The sequence below is a fragment of the Curvibacter microcysteis genome, assembly GCF_028649455.1.
GTDB classification, from domain to species: Bacteria; Pseudomonadota; Gammaproteobacteria; order Burkholderiales; family Burkholderiaceae_C; genus Curvibacter; species Curvibacter microcysteis.
This window is the reverse complement of the sequence record NZ_JAQSIO010000002.1, coordinates 40,386-58,137: the sequence shown is the minus strand read 5'-3', so window position 1 is coordinate 58,137 and position 17,752 is coordinate 40,386. Positions and strand designations below refer to the sequence as shown.

Sequence of the window (17,752 nt, the reverse complement as noted above, 5' to 3'; positions counted from 1 at the left end):
GACCACCGGAGGAGACACCCATGAAGATGACGCGCAGGCGGGCTGGATTCGCCATCGGATCGGCCTGCCTTATGGCCCTCACCGAGGGCCAGGCCCAGACCCCCAAGTACCCCGATCGCCCCTTGCGCGTGCTGCACGGCTTTGGCGCCGGTGGCAACGCCGACACGGTCGCCCGCATCCTGGCCGCTGAAATGGGCAAGGGCCTGGGCCAGTCCGTGGTGGTGGAGCCCAAGCCCGGCGCGGGCGGCACGATTGCCGCCGGCACCGTGGCCAGCGCCAAGGCCGATGGCTACACCTTGCTGCTCGCAACCGGTGGGCACGCCATCGCAGGCGCCCTGTACGACCGGCTGCCTTACGACACGGCCAAGTCGTTCCAGGCGATCTCCGCCGTGACCAGCTTCCCCTTCCTGATCGTGGCCCAGGCGGGTGGCAAGTACAGCAGCCTGCAGGACCTGCTCAAGGCCGCCAAGGCACGCAGCCAGGACCTGACCTTCGGCTCGGCCGGCGTGGGCACCGGCCAACACATGGCGGGCGCCTGGCTGGCCCAGCAAGCGGGGGTCAACCTCACCCATGTGCCCTACCGGGGCGAAAGCGCGTCCATGACGGGCCTGCTGAGCGGCGAAGTCGACATGGTCGTGGTCGCGCCCACCACCGCCGTGCAGCACATCAAGGCCGGCAAATTGCAGGCCCTGGCCACCACCGGGGCCAACCGCTGGACCGGCATGCCCGAGCTGCGCACCGTGGCCGAACAAGGGGTTGCCCAGTTTGAAGTCCGCTCCTGGACCGCCCTCCTGGCCCCCGCTGGACTGCCCAAGCTCCAGCTCGACCGCCTGCAGGCCGAAGTGCGCCGGGCCTTGTCCGAGGACAGCGTCCGCGCCCGGCTGGAAGAAGCCACCGGCGGCGAGGTCAAGGCCAACACGCCGGCCGAGCTGCACGCCACGATTCAAAGCGATCTCAAGCGTTGGACCCAATTGGTCAAAGACGCCAACATTCAAAAGGAATAAAGATGAAAGTCTTGCGCCCGACCCCCGCCCACTTTGGCATTTATGCGTTCGACCTCGACAAGATGGTCGACTTCTACACCCGGGTCTTCCGCCTCACCATCACCGACGAAGGCATTGGCAAGAACTTCGGCAACCGCCTGGTGTTCATGAGCGCCACCGAAGACCAGCACCACCAGTTTGTGCTGTCGGCCGGTCGCTCGGCCGAGTCGCCCGTCAGCACCATCATGCAAGCCTCGTTCATCGTGCCGGACCTGGCCGAGCTGCGCTGGAACCGCGACGAAGCCGCCGCCCTGGGCGCCACCCAGATCCAGCCCATGAACCACGGCAACGCCTGGTCGGTGTACTACTTCGACCCCGAAGGCAACCGGGTCGAGGTCTACATGGACACGCCCTACTACGTCAACCAACCCTATGGCGTGCCGCTGGACCTGAGCAAGAGCGAGGAAGAACTGCTGAGCGAGACCAAGGCCCTGGTGCGTGACGACCCCAGCTTCATGCCCTTGGCCGAATGGCAGGCCCGCTTCCGCGCCAAAGGCAATGGGGTCCGTTGATGAAGCAGAATTTCATTGGAGGGCGCTGGGTCGACGGGGCGAACGCGGTGCCCAACATCAACCCGTCCGACCTGAGTGACGTGATCGACCTGTACGCGCATGCCGACGTGGCCCAGGCGCGTGAAGCGGTCGCCGCGGCCAGCGCCGCCTCGGCTGAATGGGCGGCGTCCACACCGCAGCAGCGCTTTGATGTGCTCGACCGGGTCGGCACCGAGCTGCTGGCGCGCAGCCAAGAGCTGGGCGACCTGCTGGCCCGCGAAGAAGGCAAGACCCTGCCCGAGGCCATGGGCGAAGTCACGCGGGCCGGCCAGATCTTCAAGTTCTTCGCTGGCGAGGCCTTGCGCCTGCGCGGCGACCTGCTGCCCTCGGTGCGCCCGGGCATCAGCGTCGAAGTCACGCGGGAACCCCTGGGCGTGGTGACCTTGATCACCCCCTGGAACTTTCCGATCGCCATCCCCGCCTGGAAGATCGCCCCGGCCCTGGCCTTCGGCAACAGCGTGGTGTTCAAGCCGGCGGAACTGGTGCCGGGCTGCGCCTGGGCGCTGGCCGAGATCCTGTCGCGCAGCGGCCTGCCCGCCGGCGCCTTCAACCTGGTGATGGGCCCAGGGGCCGAGCTGGGCGGGGCCTTGATCGAAGACCGCCGGGTGCATGGCGTCAGCTTCACCGGCTCGCAAACCACCGGGCGCCGCATTGCGCAGGCCTGCACGGCGCACGGCATCAAGTTCCAGCTGGAGATGGGTGGCAAGAACCCCTTGATCGTGCTGGACGACGCCGACCTCGCCGTGGCCGTGAACTGTGCGGTGCAGGGGGCGTTTTTCTCCACCGGCCAGCGCTGCACGGCCACCAGCCGAATCATCGTGACCGATGGCATCCATGACCGCTTTGTGCAAGCCCTGACCCAGCGCATGGCGCAACTGCGGGTGGGCGACGCGCGCACCGCCGGGGTCGATCTGGGCCCCGTGGTGGACGAGCGCCAGCTCGCCATCGACCTGGGCTACATCGCCTCGGCCCAAAGCGAAGGCGCCACCCTGGCTTTTGGCGGCCAGCACCGCGAACGGGACGAGAACGGCCAGGCGGGCTTCTTCCTGACCCCGGCCTTGTTCACCGACACCCACCCCGACATGCGCATCAACAGCGAAGAGGTGTTCGGCCCGGTGGCCACCGTGCAGCGGGCCCGGCACTACGACGAGGCGCTGGCCCTGGCCAACAACACGCCCTTTGGCCTGTCCAGTGGGCTGTGCACCACCAGCCTGCGCCACGCCACCCACTTCAAGCGCCACGCCCAGGCCGGCATGGTGATGGTCAACACCCCGACCGCGGGCGCCGACTACCACGTGCCTTTTGGCGGACGCAAGGCCTCCAGCATGGGGGCGCGCGAGCAAGGCCCGTATGCCAATGAGTTCTACACCACGGTGAAGACCGCCTACACCGCAGCGTGAGGCCCCCCATGACCCCATCCTTGACCCCCGCCATGATTTCCGCCCAACAGCAAGTCTTTCTCAGCGCCCGAACCCACTCGCGCTTCCTGGACCGCGCCATCCCCGATGAGCTGCTGCATTCGCTCTACGAGCTGGCCAAATGGGGCCCCACCTCCATGAACACCCAGCCCGCGCGCTATGTCTTCGTGCGCAGCGCCGAGGCCAAGGCCCGCCTGCGGGCCTGCGTGGCCCCCGGCAATGTGGACAAGGTGGACTCGGCCCCTGTCACGGTGATCGTGGCGCAAGACACGCAGTTCTTCGAGCACCTGTCCACCCAGTTCCCCCACGCCCCTCAGGCCGCTGAGGGCTTCGCCAAAGACGCCGCCCTGGCCCAGGCCACGGCGGCACGCAACAGCAGCCTGCAGGGGGCCTACCTGATCATGGCCGCCCGCCTGCTGGGCCTGGACTGCGGCCCCATGAGCGGCTTCAACGCGGCAGCACTGGACGCGGCCTTCTTCCCGGACGGGCGCTACCGCAGCAACTTCATCGTCAACCTGGGTTGCGGTGACCCGGCGGCCCTGCGGCCACGGGGCCCGCGCCTGCCTTTCGAAACCGTCGCCCGCATTCTGTAAGGGGTCCGCCATGCCATTCATTGAAGTCAAGATCATCGAGGGCGTGCTGCCCGACGAGAAGATGCCCGAGCTGATCGCCGCGCTCACCAACGCCGTGGTGCAGGTCGGCGGCGAAGGCTTTCGCCCCATGACCCGCTGCGTGGTGCAAGAAGTGCGCAGCGGCTGGTGGGGCGCAGCGGGCAAGCCCCTGACCACGGAGGTCGCACTCAGCGGTGTCCAGGCGGCCAACCAGCAATCGGCACGCGGTCCGTCCTGATCCACACCCCGGCGCGCGCTCGCGCGCCCACCCCGCAACGCCACCCACGGTGGTGACAGCGCGAACGCCTTGACCAGCGCGATCGCGCCTCGTCCATGACGGCGCGCGGCCCCGGCCAGGGCCAGCCCGCCCCCCCCACAGATTCAACAAGAAGCAGCCAGCCGCGTGACTGGCTGGAGACGACTCACGCCCTCAATCCCTCCAAGGAGACACACCATGCACGACAATACGAAGCCCACCCGCCGACTGACCGGCGCGATCCCCACCGGCGCCGCCCTGGCCTTGGCCGGCCTGGCCACGGTGCTGCCGGCCCAGGCGCAGGCGCAGGCGCAGGCCAACTCGGGCTCCAGCGTCCAGGTCTACGGCCTGCTGGATGCCGCCGTCGGCAGCATGCACAACACCTCGGGCATCAATGCCGTGGAAAGTCCCGCGAAGAAGCAGTTCAGCGGCGGCCTGTCCACCAGCCGCTGGGGCATTCAAGGTCAGGAAGACCTGGGTGAAGGCCGCCTGGCCCAGTTTGACTTGTCGTCCTTCATCCGCAACGAGTCGGGTGCGGCCGGCCGCAGCGACGCCTTGCCCGCCCCGGTCAACGTGGCGGCCGACCCGTATTTCTCGCGCGCGGCCTGGTTGGGCCTGAGCGACCCCAAGCTGGGCCGCCTGCGGGTGGGCAACATCACCACCTTGCTGTTTTCGAACTCCATCACCAGCAACTCGCTGGGTGACAGCACCACGTTCTCGCCCATCAACCTGCTGACTTTTGTGGGCTCGCCCTTGTCTGGCGGGACAGCCTGGGCCAGCTCGGTGGTGTATGACAGCCCGGTCATCGGCGGGGTGTCGGGCTCGCTGGCCTATGCCGCATCGCAAAACCAGGGCGGCCCCAACACCGCCGCCCGAGTGGCCTACAACGCCGGGCCTTTGAGCACGTCGGTGGCCTTGCAAAGCGTCAACCGCAACCCGCAAACCTTTGCGGACGGCACCTCGTCCAACAACACCCGCGCCTGGCAATGGGCTGCCAGCTATGACTTCAAGCCCTTGAAGGTGTTTGGCCACCTGGGGCAGATCGACAACCGGGGCACGGCCAGCGCACCGCAATCGGTGCAGTACCGGGTGTGGGATGTGAGCGCCATGCTGACCATGGGCTCGGGCCGTTGGCTGGCGGCCTACGGCTCGCGCACCACGGGCGACAGGCCCACGGCGGTGGCCGTCACGGCCGCGGGCGGCAACGTCTCGCGCAAGATCCTGACCCTGGGCTACAGCCACGCCCTGTCGCCGCGCACCGAGGTCTACAGCCTCTTCGCGCGTGACGAGACCCGCACCCGCCAGGTCCCCACCGCCCCCACCGTGGTGGGCGCCACGGGGAACAACTTTGCCGTGGGCATTCGCCACCGCTTCTAAGCCACCGATCGGTGCAGCCGCCTTGCGGGGCGGCTTTTCTCCGCCGCCCGGCCAGCGTTCGATCTGGCCATGCTGCCGCCCCGGCAGCCGGGCAGCCCCTCCCCTTTTTGCGTTTCACGCCAGGCCTCCATGAAGCCCTCCCATTTCAAGCGCCGTCAGCTTTTGAGCGTGACGGCCAGCCTCCTTGCCAGCCTCTCCGGTCTGGCCCATGCGCAAGACCAGCGCGCCATTCGCCGCGTGTTTGTGGGCTTCCCGCCCGGCGGCACGGCCGACAACCTGGGCCGGGCCTTGGCCAACCAAGCCCCCGACGCCAAAAGCGTCTATGTGATTGAAAACAAGTCGGGCGCGGCCGGGCAACTGGCCGCACTGGCCACGCTGCAAGCCCCGGCCGACGGCAACCACTTGCTGCTGACGCCGTCCTCGGTCCTGACCCTGGCGCCCCAGCTCTACAAGACGCCGCTGTTCAACCCCCTGCGGGACCTTCAGCCCCTGGCCTGCCTTGGCGACCATTCATTTGCCTTGGCGGTCAGCGGCCGCTCCGCCATCAACAGCCTGGCGGAGTACATCGCCTGGGTCAAAAACCACCCCACCCTGGCCACCTTTGCCAGCCCGGGCCTGGGCAGCGCCCCCCATTTTCTGGGCGTGCAAATGGGACGTGACATCGGCACGGCCCTGACCCATGTGCCCTACCGCGGCGTGGCACCCGGCCTGCAGGACTTGATGGCGGGCCAGGTCATGAGCAGCTTCAGCCCCCTGCCCACCTTGCTGGACCTGCACCAGAGTGGCCGGATTCGCATCCTGGCGGTCACCAGCGCCACGCGTTTGAGTTCACTGCCCGAGGTCCCTACCTTTGCACAGGCCGGCCTGCCCAACCTGCAGCTGGTGGAGTGGTATGGCTTGTTTGCATCGGCCAAGACACCGGCCACGGCGGTGGCCTCGCTCAGCGCCGACATCCAAAAAAGCCTGAAGACGCCGGCCATGCTCGACGCCGCCAAGCGGCTGGAGGTCAATCTGCGCTACGAAGACGCGGCCACCCTGGGCAAGATGGTCGCGCAGGACCAGGAGCGCTGGAAGGGCTTGGTCGCCCAATCCGGGGTGCAGCTCGACTGAGTGCACTCGCCAGGGGCCTGGCTTGACAGGCCCTGGCGCTCGGCGCAGGCGCTACAAAGCCTGCGCAGGGTCAGAACTTGCAGGCGAAGCTCTCGGCCAGCTCGGGGTTGCCCGACTGATAGCGGGCCACCAGCGGGTAAGAGCACAGCGGCCGGGTTCGCGTCGCCGACCAGGTGCTGGGCAACTCGGTGTTGACCCCGCCCACATTCCCCGCCCCCCGGGCCATGGCCACCAGGCGCTCCGGTGCTTTGCCGGCTTCCACCCAATCGATCAGCGCAGTCAAAGCGTCGTACTGGTCCGTGGCCGGGCCACCGCGTGAATGCCCCATGCCGGGCACGACAAAGACGCGCGTGAAGCGGTCGGCCTGGCTGCCGTAGTTGTTGTTGACGTTGCGGTACCAGGACAGGGTGTCGTCCACCGAAAAGATGGGGTCGGCCGCACCATGAATCACCATCATCTTGCCGCCCCGCTCGCGCAAGGTGTCAAAGCGGAACGGGTTGGGCAGGGTCATGAAGGACATCCCGCTTTCCGTGTAGATACCGCTGGTGGCGAAGATCTTCGGGGCCTCGGTTTCGAGGTTGAAGCTCAGGGCAAAAGCAGCTGACTTGTTGGTGTCCGTGGCCATGCTCAGGTCGGCGCGCGGGGGCGAAGAAAAGATGTAGCCCACCGACACGGGGTTGCGCGCGGTGCGCAGCGAGTTGCGGAACTTCCAATCCGCCCACCCCACCTGGGCAATGCCCGGGTCAAACGGGAAGCCGCTGTAAAGGGTGTCCCCCGCGCTGTTGCGCACCGGCTCGTACACCTTGGCCAAGACCGTCTTTTGGGTGGCGGTCAGGCAGCTGCCATCGCGGCCCGCGCTGCAGCTGGGGATGTCACGGATCGGGTCAAACACTTTTTGGCAGCCCTCCAGGTCCTGCACCAGGCCATCGCTGAGCCCATCGAGCGCGTCACAGCGGGCCAGGATGGCATTGGCCACCACTTGGCGTTCGCTCGCTGGCAAGGCGGACTCGTAGTCTGGCAAGTTGTTCACCACGCGGGTGGTGACCACGGTGTCCCACAGCTTCACATTGGACAGGTTGGCCACCGCAGACCGGGGCAGGTTGAAGCCCGGCGAGTGGGCCAGCACCCCGTCGTACAGCGTGGCATAGCGCGACGCGGCCACCATGGCGTGGCGCCCGCCATTGGACGTGCCCGCGATGTAGGAGCGATCAGGTTCTTTGCCGTAGGCCGCCTGGATCAAGGCCTTGGCCATGGGCGTCAGCGAGCCCACGGCCTTGTAGCCGTAGTCCAGCCGGGCTTGGGGGTCCAGGCCAAAGAGCGGGTTCTGCGCCGCGTTGTGGCCCGCATCCGAACTGATGACCGCCATGCCCATCTGCAGCGCGTGGCGCAGCATGCCGCCGCTGCCGATGGACGCCCCATCGGCCAGCACCACCACCCCATCGGTGCCGCCATTGCCTTGGTAGAGGAAGCGGCCAGCCCAATCCTTGGGCAAGCGCATCTCAAAGCCGATGGCATAGGTCTGGCCATCCACCGCGCTGACGCGCTCATTCATCTTGCCGGTGACGCGGCAATGCTCGCCCACCGGCTGACCAGCGTTGCTCAAGCCTCCCGAGGGCACCAGCTCGGTGCTCAGGATGCGGGTGCTGGGAAAGCTGAAGCGCGCGGCCAAATCCAAACAACGCGCCAAGCTGCCTGGCTGGGCCGCACTGAGGCGCGGCAGCACGGTTTCGCTGGCGCCATCGCCGCCACCGCAGGCAAGCAAGAGCAGGCAGGCCGAAGCGGTGCCCAGCCCAAGGGTGATCGATTTCATTTTGTGTTGTCTCCGTGGCCGCTGTGCGCGGCCGGGTTGGGGATGTCCGAAGCCAGCGACCCTGCGCATTCAGCCCGCCAAAAGCGCTTCAGAACGCGCAAAGTGGCTGCACTCGGATTGCGAATGAGGAATGACTCAATTCGCTGATCCGGACTCTATCCAGCAGCTTCGGCGCGAACAAACGTTATTTGCTCAGCGACTTGTGCGCGCAGCGCACTTCTCAACCCAAGACGAAGACTCGGTCGCGTGCTGCACCCCGCCCCGCCTCCCGCGGCCCCCTAAGCGCTCAACAGGCTTGCCAAACCCAGCACCCCCACCGGGGGCTCGGGTCGCCAGGGCACGCTGAACACCGGCGCGCGGCTCAACTGGCCCACCCGGTCGACCTGGGCCTGCTCGCTTTGCAGGCGCGCCCTCAACAAGGGGTCTTGGGTGCCCGTGGCCAACAGGGATTGGTTGATCACCCAGGCGCAGGGCTCGATCTGGGCGCGGCGCAAATCGTCCTGCAAGGCGGCCGCCTGCGATACCGGCGTGGCCTCGGGCAAGGTCACCAGCACCAGGTGGGTGTAAGTGGGGTCTTGCAGGCGCATCAAGGGCGTCACCACCCGCACCGAGCCAGCCTGGCCTTCAAACGCATGCAGCATCTGACGGTGGTAGGCGCCGGTGGCGTCCATCAGCAACAGGGAATGGCCCGTGGGGGCGGTGTCCAGCACCACAAACTGGCTGCGCGCCTGCGCCACCACATGCGAGAAGGCATGGAACACGGCCACCTCTTCCGTGCAGGGTGAGCGCAGGTCCTCCACCAGCAGCTCGCGCGCGTCCGGGCTCAGGCCGGGCGACTTGGCGGCCAGCACCTTGTCGACGTAGCGCTGGGTCTCCAGCGCCGGGTCAATGCGTCCCACGCTCAGGCCGGGCACCTGGTCCTGCAACGTGGCGGCCAGGTGGGCCGCGGGGTCGGTGGTGCTCAAGTGCACAGTCTTGCCTTGCTGCACCAAGCCCAGGGCCAGCGCAGCGGCGATGGTGGTTTTACCCACCCCGCCTTTGCCCATCACCATCACCAAGCCGCCTTCGGCCAGGGCCAGTTGGGCCACCAATTCAGCCAGCGGGTGCCGTCCTGCGGTGGGCGCAGGCGCCAGGGGCGCCAAGGGCGTTGGCACGGCGCTGGGCTGCGGGCTCAGCAGCTGGCGCAGGGCCGGCAAGCCCACCGAATCCACCGCCCGCAGCGGGATCAAATCAGTGGGCAAGGCCTGCAAGGCCGCTGGCATGGCGGCCAAGGCCTGCGCCCCCCGGGCCTGCCAGGCCCGGGCCACCGGGTCTTGCGGGTCGGTGGCGTGGAACACGGCATTGACCACCAGGCGCTGCTGCTGCAGGCCCAGCGCACGCAACTCCAGCGCAGAACGCGCCGCCTCGTTCAAGGCCCCAGCCTCGGGCCGTGCCACCAGCACCAAGGTGGTCAGCGCGGGGTCGTTGAGGGCGGCCAGAGCCCGGTTGAACAAGGCCTCCTGCATCTTCAGGCCCGAGTGCGGCCCCAGGCAGGACGCGCCCCGGTCGTTGCCCGCCAGAAAGCCGCTCCAGGCCTTGGGCAGGCTCAACAGGCGCAGGGTGTGGCCGGTGGGTGCGGTGTCAAAGACCACCTGGTCGTAGGCCAGGCTCAGGGGCGACAAGAGCTGGGCAAACTCATCGAAGGTGGCGATCTCGGTGGTGCAGGCCCCGGACAGCTGCTCGCGCACCGTGGCCAGCGCTTGGGCACTGGCCAGTGGGCCCATTTGCGCGATGACGCGCTCGCGGTAGCTTTGGGCCGCCACCTGGGGGTCGATGTTGAGCACCGACAGCCCGGGCGCCCCGGGCACGGACACCGGCTGGTTGCTCAGCGTGATGCCCAGCATCTCGTCCAGGTTGGAGGCCGCATCGGTGCTGACCAAAAGCACCCGCCGCCCCGCATCGGCCAGCGCCAGGGCCACGGCGGTGGACACCGAGGTTTTGCCCACGCCCCCTTTGCCCGTGAAGAACAGGTAGGGGCTGGCTTGGTCCAGCCAGGGCAGGCAAGTGCGGGTCGGGTTCATGGGGGTCCTGGGCTTGAAAAGCGTGGTGGTCAAGCCCGAGCATGCGCGCCCCAAGCGCCGCAGTCTGTGCTTTGCATCAAAACAGTTTGATACTTCCAATATCGTTGTATAGTTGATGCATGCAAGAAACCGACGTCGTCCGCGCCCTGGCCGCCCTGGCCCAAGAAGTTCGCCTGCGCGTGTTCCGCGCCTTGGTGGTGGCCGGGCCACAAGGGCTCACGCCCGGCGTGCTCAGCGAGCAACTGGCCGTGGCCCCCAACACCTTGTCGTTCCACCTCAAAGAGCTGGTACACGCCGGCCTGATCAGCCAGGAGCGCCAAGGCCGCAACCTGGTCTACCGCGCCGCCTTCGACACCATGAACAGCCTGCTCACCTACCTCAGCGACAACTGCTGCCAAGGCGCGAGCTGCCTGGCGCCCTCGGCCCCGGCCTGCCAGTGCTGAGCCCTCTTTTCTCCCAAGGAGCCCTGACCATGAAACGCTTTCACGTTCACCTGCATGTCGATGACCTGGCCCAGAGCATCGGCTTTTACAGCCAGTTGTTTGCCGCCCAACCCAGCCGCGTGGAGTCTGATTACGCCAAGTGGATGTTGGACGACCCGCGCATCAACTTCGCCATCTCCACGCGCGGCAGCCGCCCCGGCATCGACCACCTGGGCTTCCAGGTCGACGAGGCCGAAGAACTGGCCGAACTCAAGGCCCATGCCAGTGCGGCCGACCTGGCCTGGGTCGATGAGGGGGCCACCAGCTGCTGCTACGCCCGCAGCGAAAAGCACTGGGTGACCGACCCACAAGGCATCGCCTGGGAGCACTTCCACACCCTGGGCAACATCCCCGTGTTCAACGAGAAGCCCGCCGCCACTGACAGCGCCAGTGCGTGCTGCGCCCCGGCCACCCGCACTCGGTCCTGCTGCTGAGCCAGCGTGTCAGGCCGACATCGGCTTGACACGGCCCAGCACGACACTGCCCCCTTTTGTCCTTCCAGACCCGGCCCTGACCATGAGCACCTCTGCCCCCACCCCCTTGAACGTTTTGTTTTTGTGCACCCACAACTCGGCGCGCAGCATCCTCGCCGAAGCCCTGCTCAACGCCCTGGGCGGTGACCGCTTCAAGGCCTACTCCGCCGGCAGCAGCCCGCGCGACCACCAGCAACCCAACCCGCTGGGCCTGCAGGTCTTGCAAAAAGCCGGCGTGCCCACCGAAGGCCTGCGCAGCAAGAGCTGGGACGAGTTCGCCGTGCCCGGCGCGCCCCACATGGACTTGATCATCACCGTCTGCGACAACGCCGCCGGTGAGGTCTGCCCGGTCTGGCCCGGCCACCCCGCCACCGCCCACTGGGGCTATGCCGACCCATCCGAAGGCGACGCCTCGGACGAACACAAGCTCGAAGCCTTCCGCCACACCCTGCTGCAAATCAAGCGCCGCCTGGAGCTGCTGATCAACCTGCCCGCCGACAAGCTGGCCCACGCCATGCTGCAAGGCACGGCGCGCGACCTGGCCCAGTCTTGAGATGAGCGCGACCTCTGCAACCGCCCCCGTGGCGGCCCCCGCGCCCATGAGCGTGTTCGAGCGCTACCTCACCGTCTGGGTGTTCCTGTGCATCGTGGTCGGCATTGCGCTGGGTCAGTTCTTCCCCAGCGTGTTCCAGGCCATCGGCCGCCTGGAGGTGGCCCAGGTCAACCTGCCCGTGGGCTTGCTGATCTGGGTGATGATCATCCCCATGCTGATCAAGGTCGACTTCTCGGCCTTGGGCGAGGTGCGCCAGCACGTCAGGGGCATTGGCGTGACCCTGTTCGTCAACTGGCTGGTGAAGCCGTTTTCGATGGCCTTTCTGGGTTGGCTGTTCATCCGCCACTGGTTTGCGCCGCTGCTGCCTGCCGATCAACTCGACAGCTACATCGCGGGCCTGATCCTGCTGGCCGCCGCGCCCTGCACCGCCATGGTGTTTGTGTGGAGCCGCCTGACCGGGGGCGACCCGCTGTTCACCCTGTCGCAGGTGGCCCTCAACGACAGCATCATGGTGGTGGCCTTCGCGCCCCTGGTGGCCTTCTTGCTGGGCCTGTCGGCCATCACCGTGCCCTGGGCCACGCTGCTGACCTCGGTGGGGCTGTACATCGTGATCCCCGTCATCCTCGCGCAGTGGCTGCGCCGTCGCCTGCTGGCGCGCGGCCCAGCGGCTTTTGACGCAGCCATGGCGCGCATCGGTCCCTGGTCGATTGCCGCCTTGCTGGCCACCCTGGTGCTGCTGTTCGCCTTCCAGGGCGAAGCGATTTTGAAGCAGCCGCTGGTCATTGCCCTCCTGGCCGTGCCCATCCTGATCCAGGTGTTCTTCAATTCAGCGCTGGCCTACTGGCTCAACCGCGCCGTGGGCGAAAAGCACAGCGTGGCCTGCCCCTCGGCCCTGATTGGCGCGTCCAACTTCTTCGAGCTGGCCGTGGCCGCTGCCATCAGCCTGTTCGGCTTTGAGTCGGGCGCGGCGCTGGCCACGGTGGTGGGCGTGCTGATCGAGGTGCCGGTGATGCTGCTGGTGGTGCACCTGGTCAACCGCAGCAAGGGCTGGTACGAGGGCCAGGGCGCGGGGTGAGGCGGCTCAGCGCTCGGCGATGTAGTGCGACATGGGCACCCCCTCGCCGGGCTGCAGGAACTGGCGCACCTCGGTCTCCAGCGCCTGATCGGCCACAGTCGACCGTGCGCGCTGGTGCAGGTAGTCGGCCCAGGAGCTGACGATGAAGCGCTCCACATAGCGCGAGGGCTCGCCCAAATCCTTGTAGACCCGCCAGAAGGTGGCGCCGTCTCGCCGGCGGTGCGCCTTCAGCTGGGCAATGGCGTCCAGAAACGCCCGGTCCTGGCCAGCCAGGATGCGGTAGCCCAGCTCCACCGCCACCGGGCCCGCCTCGGGGTTGGGTTCGGCGGCGACAAACAAATCCTCCCAAGGCTGGGCCTGGGTGACCTCGTGCTGCTCGCCCATGCGCAGCGGCATGGGCCGCGCCAGCAGCAGGCCCGCCGCCATCAGCACCGCGGCGGCACTCAGCGCGGCGCTGAGGCTGGTCACGTCGGACACCGCCCCCCAAAACGCCGAGCCCATGGCAAACGCGCCCAGCGAGGCCACGATGTGCAGGGCCACGGCGCGGGACCGCACCCAGGGCGGCGCACTGGCCTGGGTGGCCGAGTTGAAGGTGGACATGGCCGCCATCCAGGCCGCCCCGCCGCACATCATGGCGCCGTAGATCAGCCAAGGCGTCTGCACCCAGGCCGCCAGCAGCATGACCGCAGAGAACACCACGCAGGCGGCCGCCACGATGGCGTCCAAGCCAAAGCGCGCGCGCAGCGTGCCCACCACCAGGCCCACCAACACCGCACCGCTGCCCATGCAGCCCATCAGCAAACCAAAGCCCTCGGCGCCCGCATTGAGCTGGCGCTGCGCGATCACTGGCAGCAGCGCCCACAGGGCCGAGCCCGCGGCGCTGTAGGCCATCACGCGCACCAACTGCGCCAGCACGATGCGCGAATGCCAGGCAAAGCGCAGGCCGCTGAGCGTGCCGCCCCACAGGCGCTCGGGCGGCAGGCGCGAAGGCGGATGGGGGCGCGGCGGCCAGCGCCGGATCGACTGCCACATCACCACGGTGGTGATGACGGTGAAGGCAAACACCCAGCCCGCGCCCAGGCGCGCAAAGACCAGGCCGGCCAACGTGGGGCCGATGGCGCGCGCCGCGTTGTAGGCAATGCTGATCACGGTGATGGCCTGGGCCCATTCCTCGCGCGGCACCGGGTCGATGACCGATGAATTCCAGGCCGGCGTCAGCACCGCCGTGCAGCAGCCGCAAACAAACACCAGGAACAGCACCGAGGCCGGCCCGCCCCAGCCCAGCAGGACCAGCGCAGCCAGCAAGAAGGACGCCCCCACCAGCGCGATCAGCGCGCCCGAGATCAGGCGTTGCCGGTCGGTGGTGTCGGCCAGCACGCCCGCGGGCAAGGCCAACAGGAACATGGGCAGGAACACCGCCGTCTGCACCAGGGCCGCCAGGAAGGACGAGCCCGTCAGCTCCACCATCAGCCAGGCGGCCGCCATGGACTGCATGCCGCTGCCAATGAAAAACACCGCGCCGCTGAACCATAGCCCTCTGAACGCAGGTTGACGCAAAGGGCTCCAGATGGACGGTGTGACAGGCATGGCCAATGCATTATTCACGAGTGGCAAGCGCTGTGCCGGCGGGTTTTCACGGGCCTGCCTTCGCCCTTGGGCAGGGCCAGCGGCAGCCGGGGTCGGCGCCAGCCCAGGCGCGCGCGGCCCGCAGGCAGCTTCCCCGCCCCCCCAGCCCGCCGAAGCAGGCTTAAAAGCCCCCAACGGCGGTCATTGACGCGCCAAGGCCTTCAAATGGCTTTGTGCACCAGCGCGCCTCGGAACAGGTAGGGCAAGCGCGGGCCTTGCTCGTCTGTCACGCCGCCCTTGGACTCGACGCTGATGGCCAGCTCGCGGATGCCCTCCAGCGCGCCGGTCTTCAGCGGCAATTGCAGGGTTTTGTACTGGCTCAAAAACAGGCCCAGCGAGCGCGGCGCCTGGGCGCTGCCGTTCAGGGCCCAGAGCTGCATGCTGTCCTCCCGGCCTTCGGCCACGCTGTTCAGGCGCTGCACCTGCAGCACGCCGGTGCTGGGGTCGTGGGTGATCAGCAGGGCCGGGCGCTGCTGATCGTCCAGCAGCACCGAGATCTCGCGCACCTGGGGCAGGACCTGCAGCTTGGTCTGCAAATGCGCCACCTGGGCCTTGAGTTGCTCGACAAAGCTCACACTGGCGGCCCAACCCAGCAACAAGGCCAGGCCCAAGACCACGGCCAGCGCCCGCCACCAGGGGCTGACGCGGCGCGAGGCCGCGCTGCGTGCAGGGCTGGGGGACAGGGGCTCGTCAGCGTCGTGGGGGGTTGAAACGGGGTCGGTCATACAGGGTCAGGCCTCAGGCGGTGGACAAACAAACGAGGGCCCAGGCCCCCGCCGCGCAGTATGCCCGCCCCACCCCGCCCCGGGGGGCCGACCCGCCCGGGTCTTGACCCAGGTCAATCATGGGGCGCCATCGCCCCGCTGGATCACCCAGCCGCCCCCGCGCTCAGTCCCCCATGCGGATCACCTGGCGGATGGCCTCGCCCCGGGCCAGGCGGTCAAAGCCCTCGTTGATCTGCTCCAGCCCCAGGGTGCCCGTGCGCAGCCAGTCCACCGGCAGCTTGCCCTGGCGGTACAGCGCGATGAAGCGCCCCAGGTCGCGCCGGGGCACGCAGCTGCCCAGGTAGCTGCCCTTGAGGGTGCGCTCTTCGGCCACCAGGTGCCAGACCGGGGTGCTGAGGTTCTGGCTGGACGCGGGCAGGCCCACGGTCACCGTGGTGCCGCCGCGCCGGGTCACGCGGTAGGCAAACTCCAGCGCCTTGGCCGAGCCCACCATCTCCAGCGCGTGGTCCACGCCACCGCCGGTCAACTCGCGCAGGCGCTCGACCGCGCCCTCCTCGCCCGCGTTGACCACGTCGGTGGCGCCCAGCTTCCGGGCGAAGGCTAGCTTGTCCTCGGCCAGGTCGACCGCGATCACCCGGCCGGCCCCAGCGGCCAGCGCGCCCATCAGGGCCGACAGGCCCACACCGCCCAGGCCCACCACCGCGACGCTCTGGCCGGGCCGCACCTGCGAGGTGTTGACCACCGCCCCCACCCCGGTCATGACGGCGCAGCCAAACAGCGCAGCGATGTCCAGCGGCAGCTCGCGGTCGATTTTTTGCACGCCCCGGCGCGACAGCACCGCGTACTCCGCAAAGGCGGACACGCCCACAAAGTGGTCCAGGGTCTCGCCCTGGTAGGACAGGCGGCGCCCGCCACCAAGCAAGGTGCCAGCCACATTGGCCGCCGCCGCCGGCTCGCACAACACGGGCCGGCCCTCGGCGCAGGGCGCGCAGTGGCCGCAGCTGGGCACAAAGACCAGGATGACGTGGTCGCCCGGCACCAGGTCGGTCACGCCCTCGCCCAGGGCTTCGACCACGCCGGCGGCCTCGTGCCCCAGCACGATGGGCGTGCGGCGCGGCCGGTCGCCATTGATGATGGACAGGTCCGAGTGGCACAGGCCGGCGGCGGCCACCCGCACCAGCACCTCGCCCGGGCCCGGCGGGGCCAGGTCGACCTCGGTGATTTGCAGGGGGCGGCTTTCGGCATAAGGGGCCGGCGCGCCGGTGCGCGTGAGGACAGCGGCTTTGATCTTCATGATTTGGTCACCAAAGAGCACTTGGACTTGGACAGGGGCTGGAAGGCCTGGTCACCCGGGATGGTGGCCAGCACCTTGTAGTAGTCCCAGGGCTGCTGCGACTCGGCCGGCTTCTTGACCTGCACCAGGTACATGTCGTGCACCATGCGGCCGTCGACCCGCACTTTGCCGCCTTGGGCGAAGAAGTCGTTGATGGGCAGCGCCTGCATCTTCTTGGCCACCGTCAGGCCGTCATCGCTGCCCGCGGCCTGGATGGCCTTGAGGTAGCTCAGCACGGCCGAGTAGGTGCCCGCCTGGATCATCGAGGGCATCTTCTTCATGCGCTCGAAGTAGCGCCGCGACCAGGCCCGCGACTCCGGCGTGCGGTCCCAGTAGAAGGCGGTGGCAAAGGTCATGTCCTGCGCCTCTTTGAGGCCCAGCGAGTGCACATCGTTGATGAACATCAGCAGCGGCACCACGGCCTGGTTCTTGGTGATGCCAAACTCGCGCGCCGACTTGATGCTGTTGACCGTGTCGCTGGTGGCGTTGGCCAGGGCAATGGCGTCGGCCTTGGAGGCCTGGGCCTGCAGCATGAAGGACGAGAAATCGCTGGCATTGAGCGGGTGGAACACGCTGCCCAGCACCTTGCCGCCGCTGTGGCTGACGAACTCGGTGATGTTGGCCGCCATGGCCTTGCCGAACGCGTAGTCGGTGCCCACCACAAACCAGCTCTTGGCGCCGCGCCCCAGCATGCCCTGCGCCGCGCCATTGGCCATGGCGTAGGTGTCGTACACGTAGTGGATGCTGGTCGGGCCGCAGTTCTCGTTGGTCATGGCCACCGAGGCGGTGCCGGTCAGCAGCAGCATCTTGTTGCGCTCGCGCGCCAGGTTGCCCACCGCCACCGCGACCGCCGAGTTGTTCAGGTCGACGATGGCGTCCACGCCCTCGCGGTCGTACCAGCCCCGTGCCAGCGAGGCCCCGATGTCGGCCTTGTTCTGGTGGTCCCCCATCAGCAGCTCGATGGGCTTGCCCAGCACCTTGCCGCCAAAGTCCTCGATGGCCATGCGGGCCGCCTCGGCCGAGCCCTTGCCCGCCGTGTCGGCATACAGGCCCGACATGTCCGACAGCACGCCAATGCGCACCTTGTCGTCACTCAATGGGCCCGCGCTGCCCTGGGCCTGGGCCGGCGCCAGCACCGCAGCGGGCCCCAGCGCGCACAGGGCGGCCAGGGCGATGGAGGTCTTCTTGATCATGGTTTGTCTCTTTCCTTGGAGGGTTGAACTGACTCACTCACGCACACGCACCAAGC

General features: G+C 68.1%; 17 protein-coding genes. 11 read left to right on the top strand and 6 right to left on the bottom strand.

The window, feature by feature from the left end:
• Window positions 1–20 precede the first annotated feature (20 nt).
• From PSQ39_RS05395 to PSQ39_RS05365, 7 genes are all read left to right on the top strand, one after another.
• A complete protein-coding gene (locus PSQ39_RS05395) occupies window positions 21–1,004 on the top strand; it encodes a Bug family tripartite tricarboxylate transporter substrate binding protein (protein WP_273925696.1) in 984 nt (327 codons plus the stop codon).
• A 2-nt stretch (window positions 1,005–1,006) separates the two neighbouring features.
• Complete coding sequence (locus PSQ39_RS05390) at window positions 1,007–1,555, top strand: VOC family protein (RefSeq protein WP_273925695.1); 549 nt, start codon at window positions 1,007–1,009, stop codon at window positions 1,553–1,555.
• Window positions 1,555–2,994 carry an aldehyde dehydrogenase family protein gene (locus PSQ39_RS05385; protein WP_273925694.1) on the top strand — a complete coding sequence of 480 codons (1,440 nt, stop codon included), beginning with the start codon at window positions 1,555–1,557 and terminating at the stop codon, window positions 2,992–2,994. The genes PSQ39_RS05390 and PSQ39_RS05385 overlap by 1 nt, the downstream gene beginning before the upstream one ends.
• Before the next feature lie 8 nt (window positions 2,995–3,002).
• Window positions 3,003–3,605, top strand: a complete 603-nt coding sequence (locus tag PSQ39_RS05380) for a malonic semialdehyde reductase (protein WP_273925693.1) — start codon at window positions 3,003–3,005, stop codon at window positions 3,603–3,605.
• Between the two features lie 10 nt (window positions 3,606–3,615).
• Window positions 3,616–3,861: a tautomerase family protein gene (locus PSQ39_RS05375; RefSeq protein WP_273925692.1), complete on the top strand. Its 246-nt coding sequence runs from the start codon at window positions 3,616–3,618 to the stop codon at window positions 3,859–3,861.
• A gap of 216 nt (window positions 3,862–4,077) precedes the next feature.
• Window positions 4,078–5,256 carry a porin gene (locus PSQ39_RS05370; RefSeq protein ID WP_273925691.1) on the top strand — a complete coding sequence of 393 codons (1,179 nt, stop codon included), beginning with the start codon at window positions 4,078–4,080 and terminating at the stop codon, window positions 5,254–5,256.
• A gap of 129 nt (window positions 5,257–5,385) precedes the next feature.
• A complete protein-coding gene (locus tag PSQ39_RS05365; protein WP_273925690.1) occupies window positions 5,386–6,366 on the top strand; it encodes a Bug family tripartite tricarboxylate transporter substrate binding protein in 981 nt (326 codons plus the stop codon).
• 70 nt (window positions 6,367–6,436) lie between these two features.
• Here PSQ39_RS05365 and PSQ39_RS05360 read toward each other — a convergent pair whose 3' ends face one another.
• Together PSQ39_RS05360 and arsA are read right to left on the bottom strand one after the other, a co-directional pair.
• Window positions 6,437–8,176, bottom strand: a complete 1,740-nt coding sequence (locus tag PSQ39_RS05360) for a tannase/feruloyl esterase family alpha/beta hydrolase (protein ID WP_273925689.1) — start codon at window positions 8,174–8,176, stop codon at window positions 6,437–6,439.
• Window positions 8,177–8,454: 278 nt separating this feature from the next.
• Complete coding sequence (gene arsA, locus PSQ39_RS05355; protein ID WP_273925688.1) at window positions 8,455–10,236, bottom strand: arsenical pump-driving ATPase; 1,782 nt, start codon at window positions 10,234–10,236, stop codon at window positions 8,455–8,457.
• Between the two features lie 119 nt (window positions 10,237–10,355).
• Here arsA and PSQ39_RS05350 point away from each other — a divergent pair, with 119 nt between their 5' ends.
• From PSQ39_RS05350 to arsB, 4 genes are all read left to right on the top strand, one after another.
• A complete protein-coding gene (locus PSQ39_RS05350) occupies window positions 10,356–10,679 on the top strand; it encodes an ArsR/SmtB family transcription factor (protein ID WP_273925687.1) in 324 nt (107 codons plus the stop codon).
• A gap of 29 nt (window positions 10,680–10,708) precedes the next feature.
• Window positions 10,709–11,152: an ArsI/CadI family heavy metal resistance metalloenzyme gene (locus PSQ39_RS05345; protein ID WP_273925686.1), complete on the top strand. Its 444-nt coding sequence runs from the start codon at window positions 10,709–10,711 to the stop codon at window positions 11,150–11,152.
• A gap of 82 nt (window positions 11,153–11,234) precedes the next feature.
• On the top strand, window positions 11,235–11,744 hold the full coding sequence (locus tag PSQ39_RS05340) for an arsenate reductase ArsC (RefSeq protein ID WP_273925685.1): 510 nt from the start codon (window positions 11,235–11,237) through the stop codon (window positions 11,742–11,744).
• Window position 11,745: 1 nt separating this feature from the next.
• Window positions 11,746–12,819, top strand: a complete 1,074-nt coding sequence (gene arsB / locus PSQ39_RS05335; protein ID WP_273925684.1) for an ACR3 family arsenite efflux transporter — start codon at window positions 11,746–11,748, stop codon at window positions 12,817–12,819.
• Between the two features lie 6 nt (window positions 12,820–12,825).
• Here the strand turns inward: arsB and PSQ39_RS05330 are convergent, their stop codons facing one another.
• From PSQ39_RS05330 to PSQ39_RS05315, 4 genes are all read right to left on the bottom strand, one after another.
• Complete coding sequence (locus PSQ39_RS05330; RefSeq protein ID WP_273925683.1) at window positions 12,826–14,406, bottom strand: MFS transporter; 1,581 nt, start codon at window positions 14,404–14,406, stop codon at window positions 12,826–12,828.
• 200 nt (window positions 14,407–14,606) lie between these two features.
• Entirely contained in the window at window positions 14,607–15,170 is a 564-nt protein-coding gene (locus PSQ39_RS05325; protein ID WP_273925682.1) for an anti-sigma factor domain-containing protein, read from the bottom strand.
• Between the two features lie 163 nt (window positions 15,171–15,333).
• Window positions 15,334–16,464 carry a zinc-dependent alcohol dehydrogenase family protein gene (locus PSQ39_RS05320; RefSeq protein WP_273925681.1) on the bottom strand — a complete coding sequence of 377 codons (1,131 nt, stop codon included), beginning with the start codon at window positions 16,462–16,464 and terminating at the stop codon, window positions 15,334–15,336.
• The gene (locus PSQ39_RS05315) at window positions 16,461–17,696 is read right to left on the bottom strand and encodes an ABC transporter substrate-binding protein (protein WP_273925680.1); all 1,236 of its coding nucleotides are present in this window, start codon (window positions 17,694–17,696) and stop codon (window positions 16,461–16,463) included. Before PSQ39_RS05315 ends, PSQ39_RS05320 begins: the two co-directional genes overlap by 4 nt.
• Between the last annotated feature and the right edge of the window lie 56 nt (window positions 17,697–17,752).

Bases quoted from the DNA above. Each gene is read 5' to 3' on its own strand.
- PSQ39_RS05395 (WP_273925696.1), top strand. From the start codon at position 21: ATGAAGATGACGCGCAGGCGGGCTGGATTCGCCATCGGATCGGCCTGC.
- PSQ39_RS05390 (WP_273925695.1), top strand. From the start codon at position 1,007: ATGAAAGTCTTGCGCCCGACCCCCGCCCACTTTGGCATTTATGCGTTC.
- PSQ39_RS05385 (WP_273925694.1), top strand. From the start codon at position 1,555: ATGAAGCAGAATTTCATTGGAGGGCGCTGGGTCGACGGGGCGAACGCG.
- PSQ39_RS05380 (WP_273925693.1), top strand. From the start codon at position 3,003: ATGACCCCATCCTTGACCCCCGCCATGATTTCCGCCCAACAGCAAGTC.
- PSQ39_RS05375 (WP_273925692.1), top strand. From the start codon at position 3,616: ATGCCATTCATTGAAGTCAAGATCATCGAGGGCGTGCTGCCCGACGAG.
- PSQ39_RS05370 (WP_273925691.1), top strand. From the start codon at position 4,078: ATGCACGACAATACGAAGCCCACCCGCCGACTGACCGGCGCGATCCCC.
- PSQ39_RS05365 (WP_273925690.1), top strand. From the start codon at position 5,386: ATGAAGCCCTCCCATTTCAAGCGCCGTCAGCTTTTGAGCGTGACGGCC.
- PSQ39_RS05360 (WP_273925689.1), bottom strand. From the start codon at position 8,176: ATGAAATCGATCACCCTTGGGCTGGGCACCGCTTCGGCCTGCCTGCTC.
- arsA (WP_273925688.1), bottom strand. From the start codon at position 10,236: ATGAACCCGACCCGCACTTGCCTGCCCTGGCTGGACCAAGCCAGCCCC.
- PSQ39_RS05350 (WP_273925687.1), top strand. From the start codon at position 10,356: ATGCAAGAAACCGACGTCGTCCGCGCCCTGGCCGCCCTGGCCCAAGAA.
- PSQ39_RS05345 (WP_273925686.1), top strand. From the start codon at position 10,709: ATGAAACGCTTTCACGTTCACCTGCATGTCGATGACCTGGCCCAGAGC.
- PSQ39_RS05340 (WP_273925685.1), top strand. From the start codon at position 11,235: ATGAGCACCTCTGCCCCCACCCCCTTGAACGTTTTGTTTTTGTGCACC.
- arsB (WP_273925684.1), top strand. From the start codon at position 11,746: ATGAGCGCGACCTCTGCAACCGCCCCCGTGGCGGCCCCCGCGCCCATG.
- PSQ39_RS05330 (WP_273925683.1), bottom strand. From the start codon at position 14,406: ATGCCTGTCACACCGTCCATCTGGAGCCCTTTGCGTCAACCTGCGTTC.
- PSQ39_RS05325 (WP_273925682.1), bottom strand. From the start codon at position 15,170: ATGACCGACCCCGTTTCAACCCCCCACGACGCTGACGAGCCCCTGTCC.
- PSQ39_RS05320 (WP_273925681.1), bottom strand. From the start codon at position 16,464: ATGAAGATCAAAGCCGCTGTCCTCACGCGCACCGGCGCGCCGGCCCCT.
- PSQ39_RS05315 (WP_273925680.1), bottom strand. From the start codon at position 17,696: ATGATCAAGAAGACCTCCATCGCCCTGGCCGCCCTGTGCGCGCTGGGG.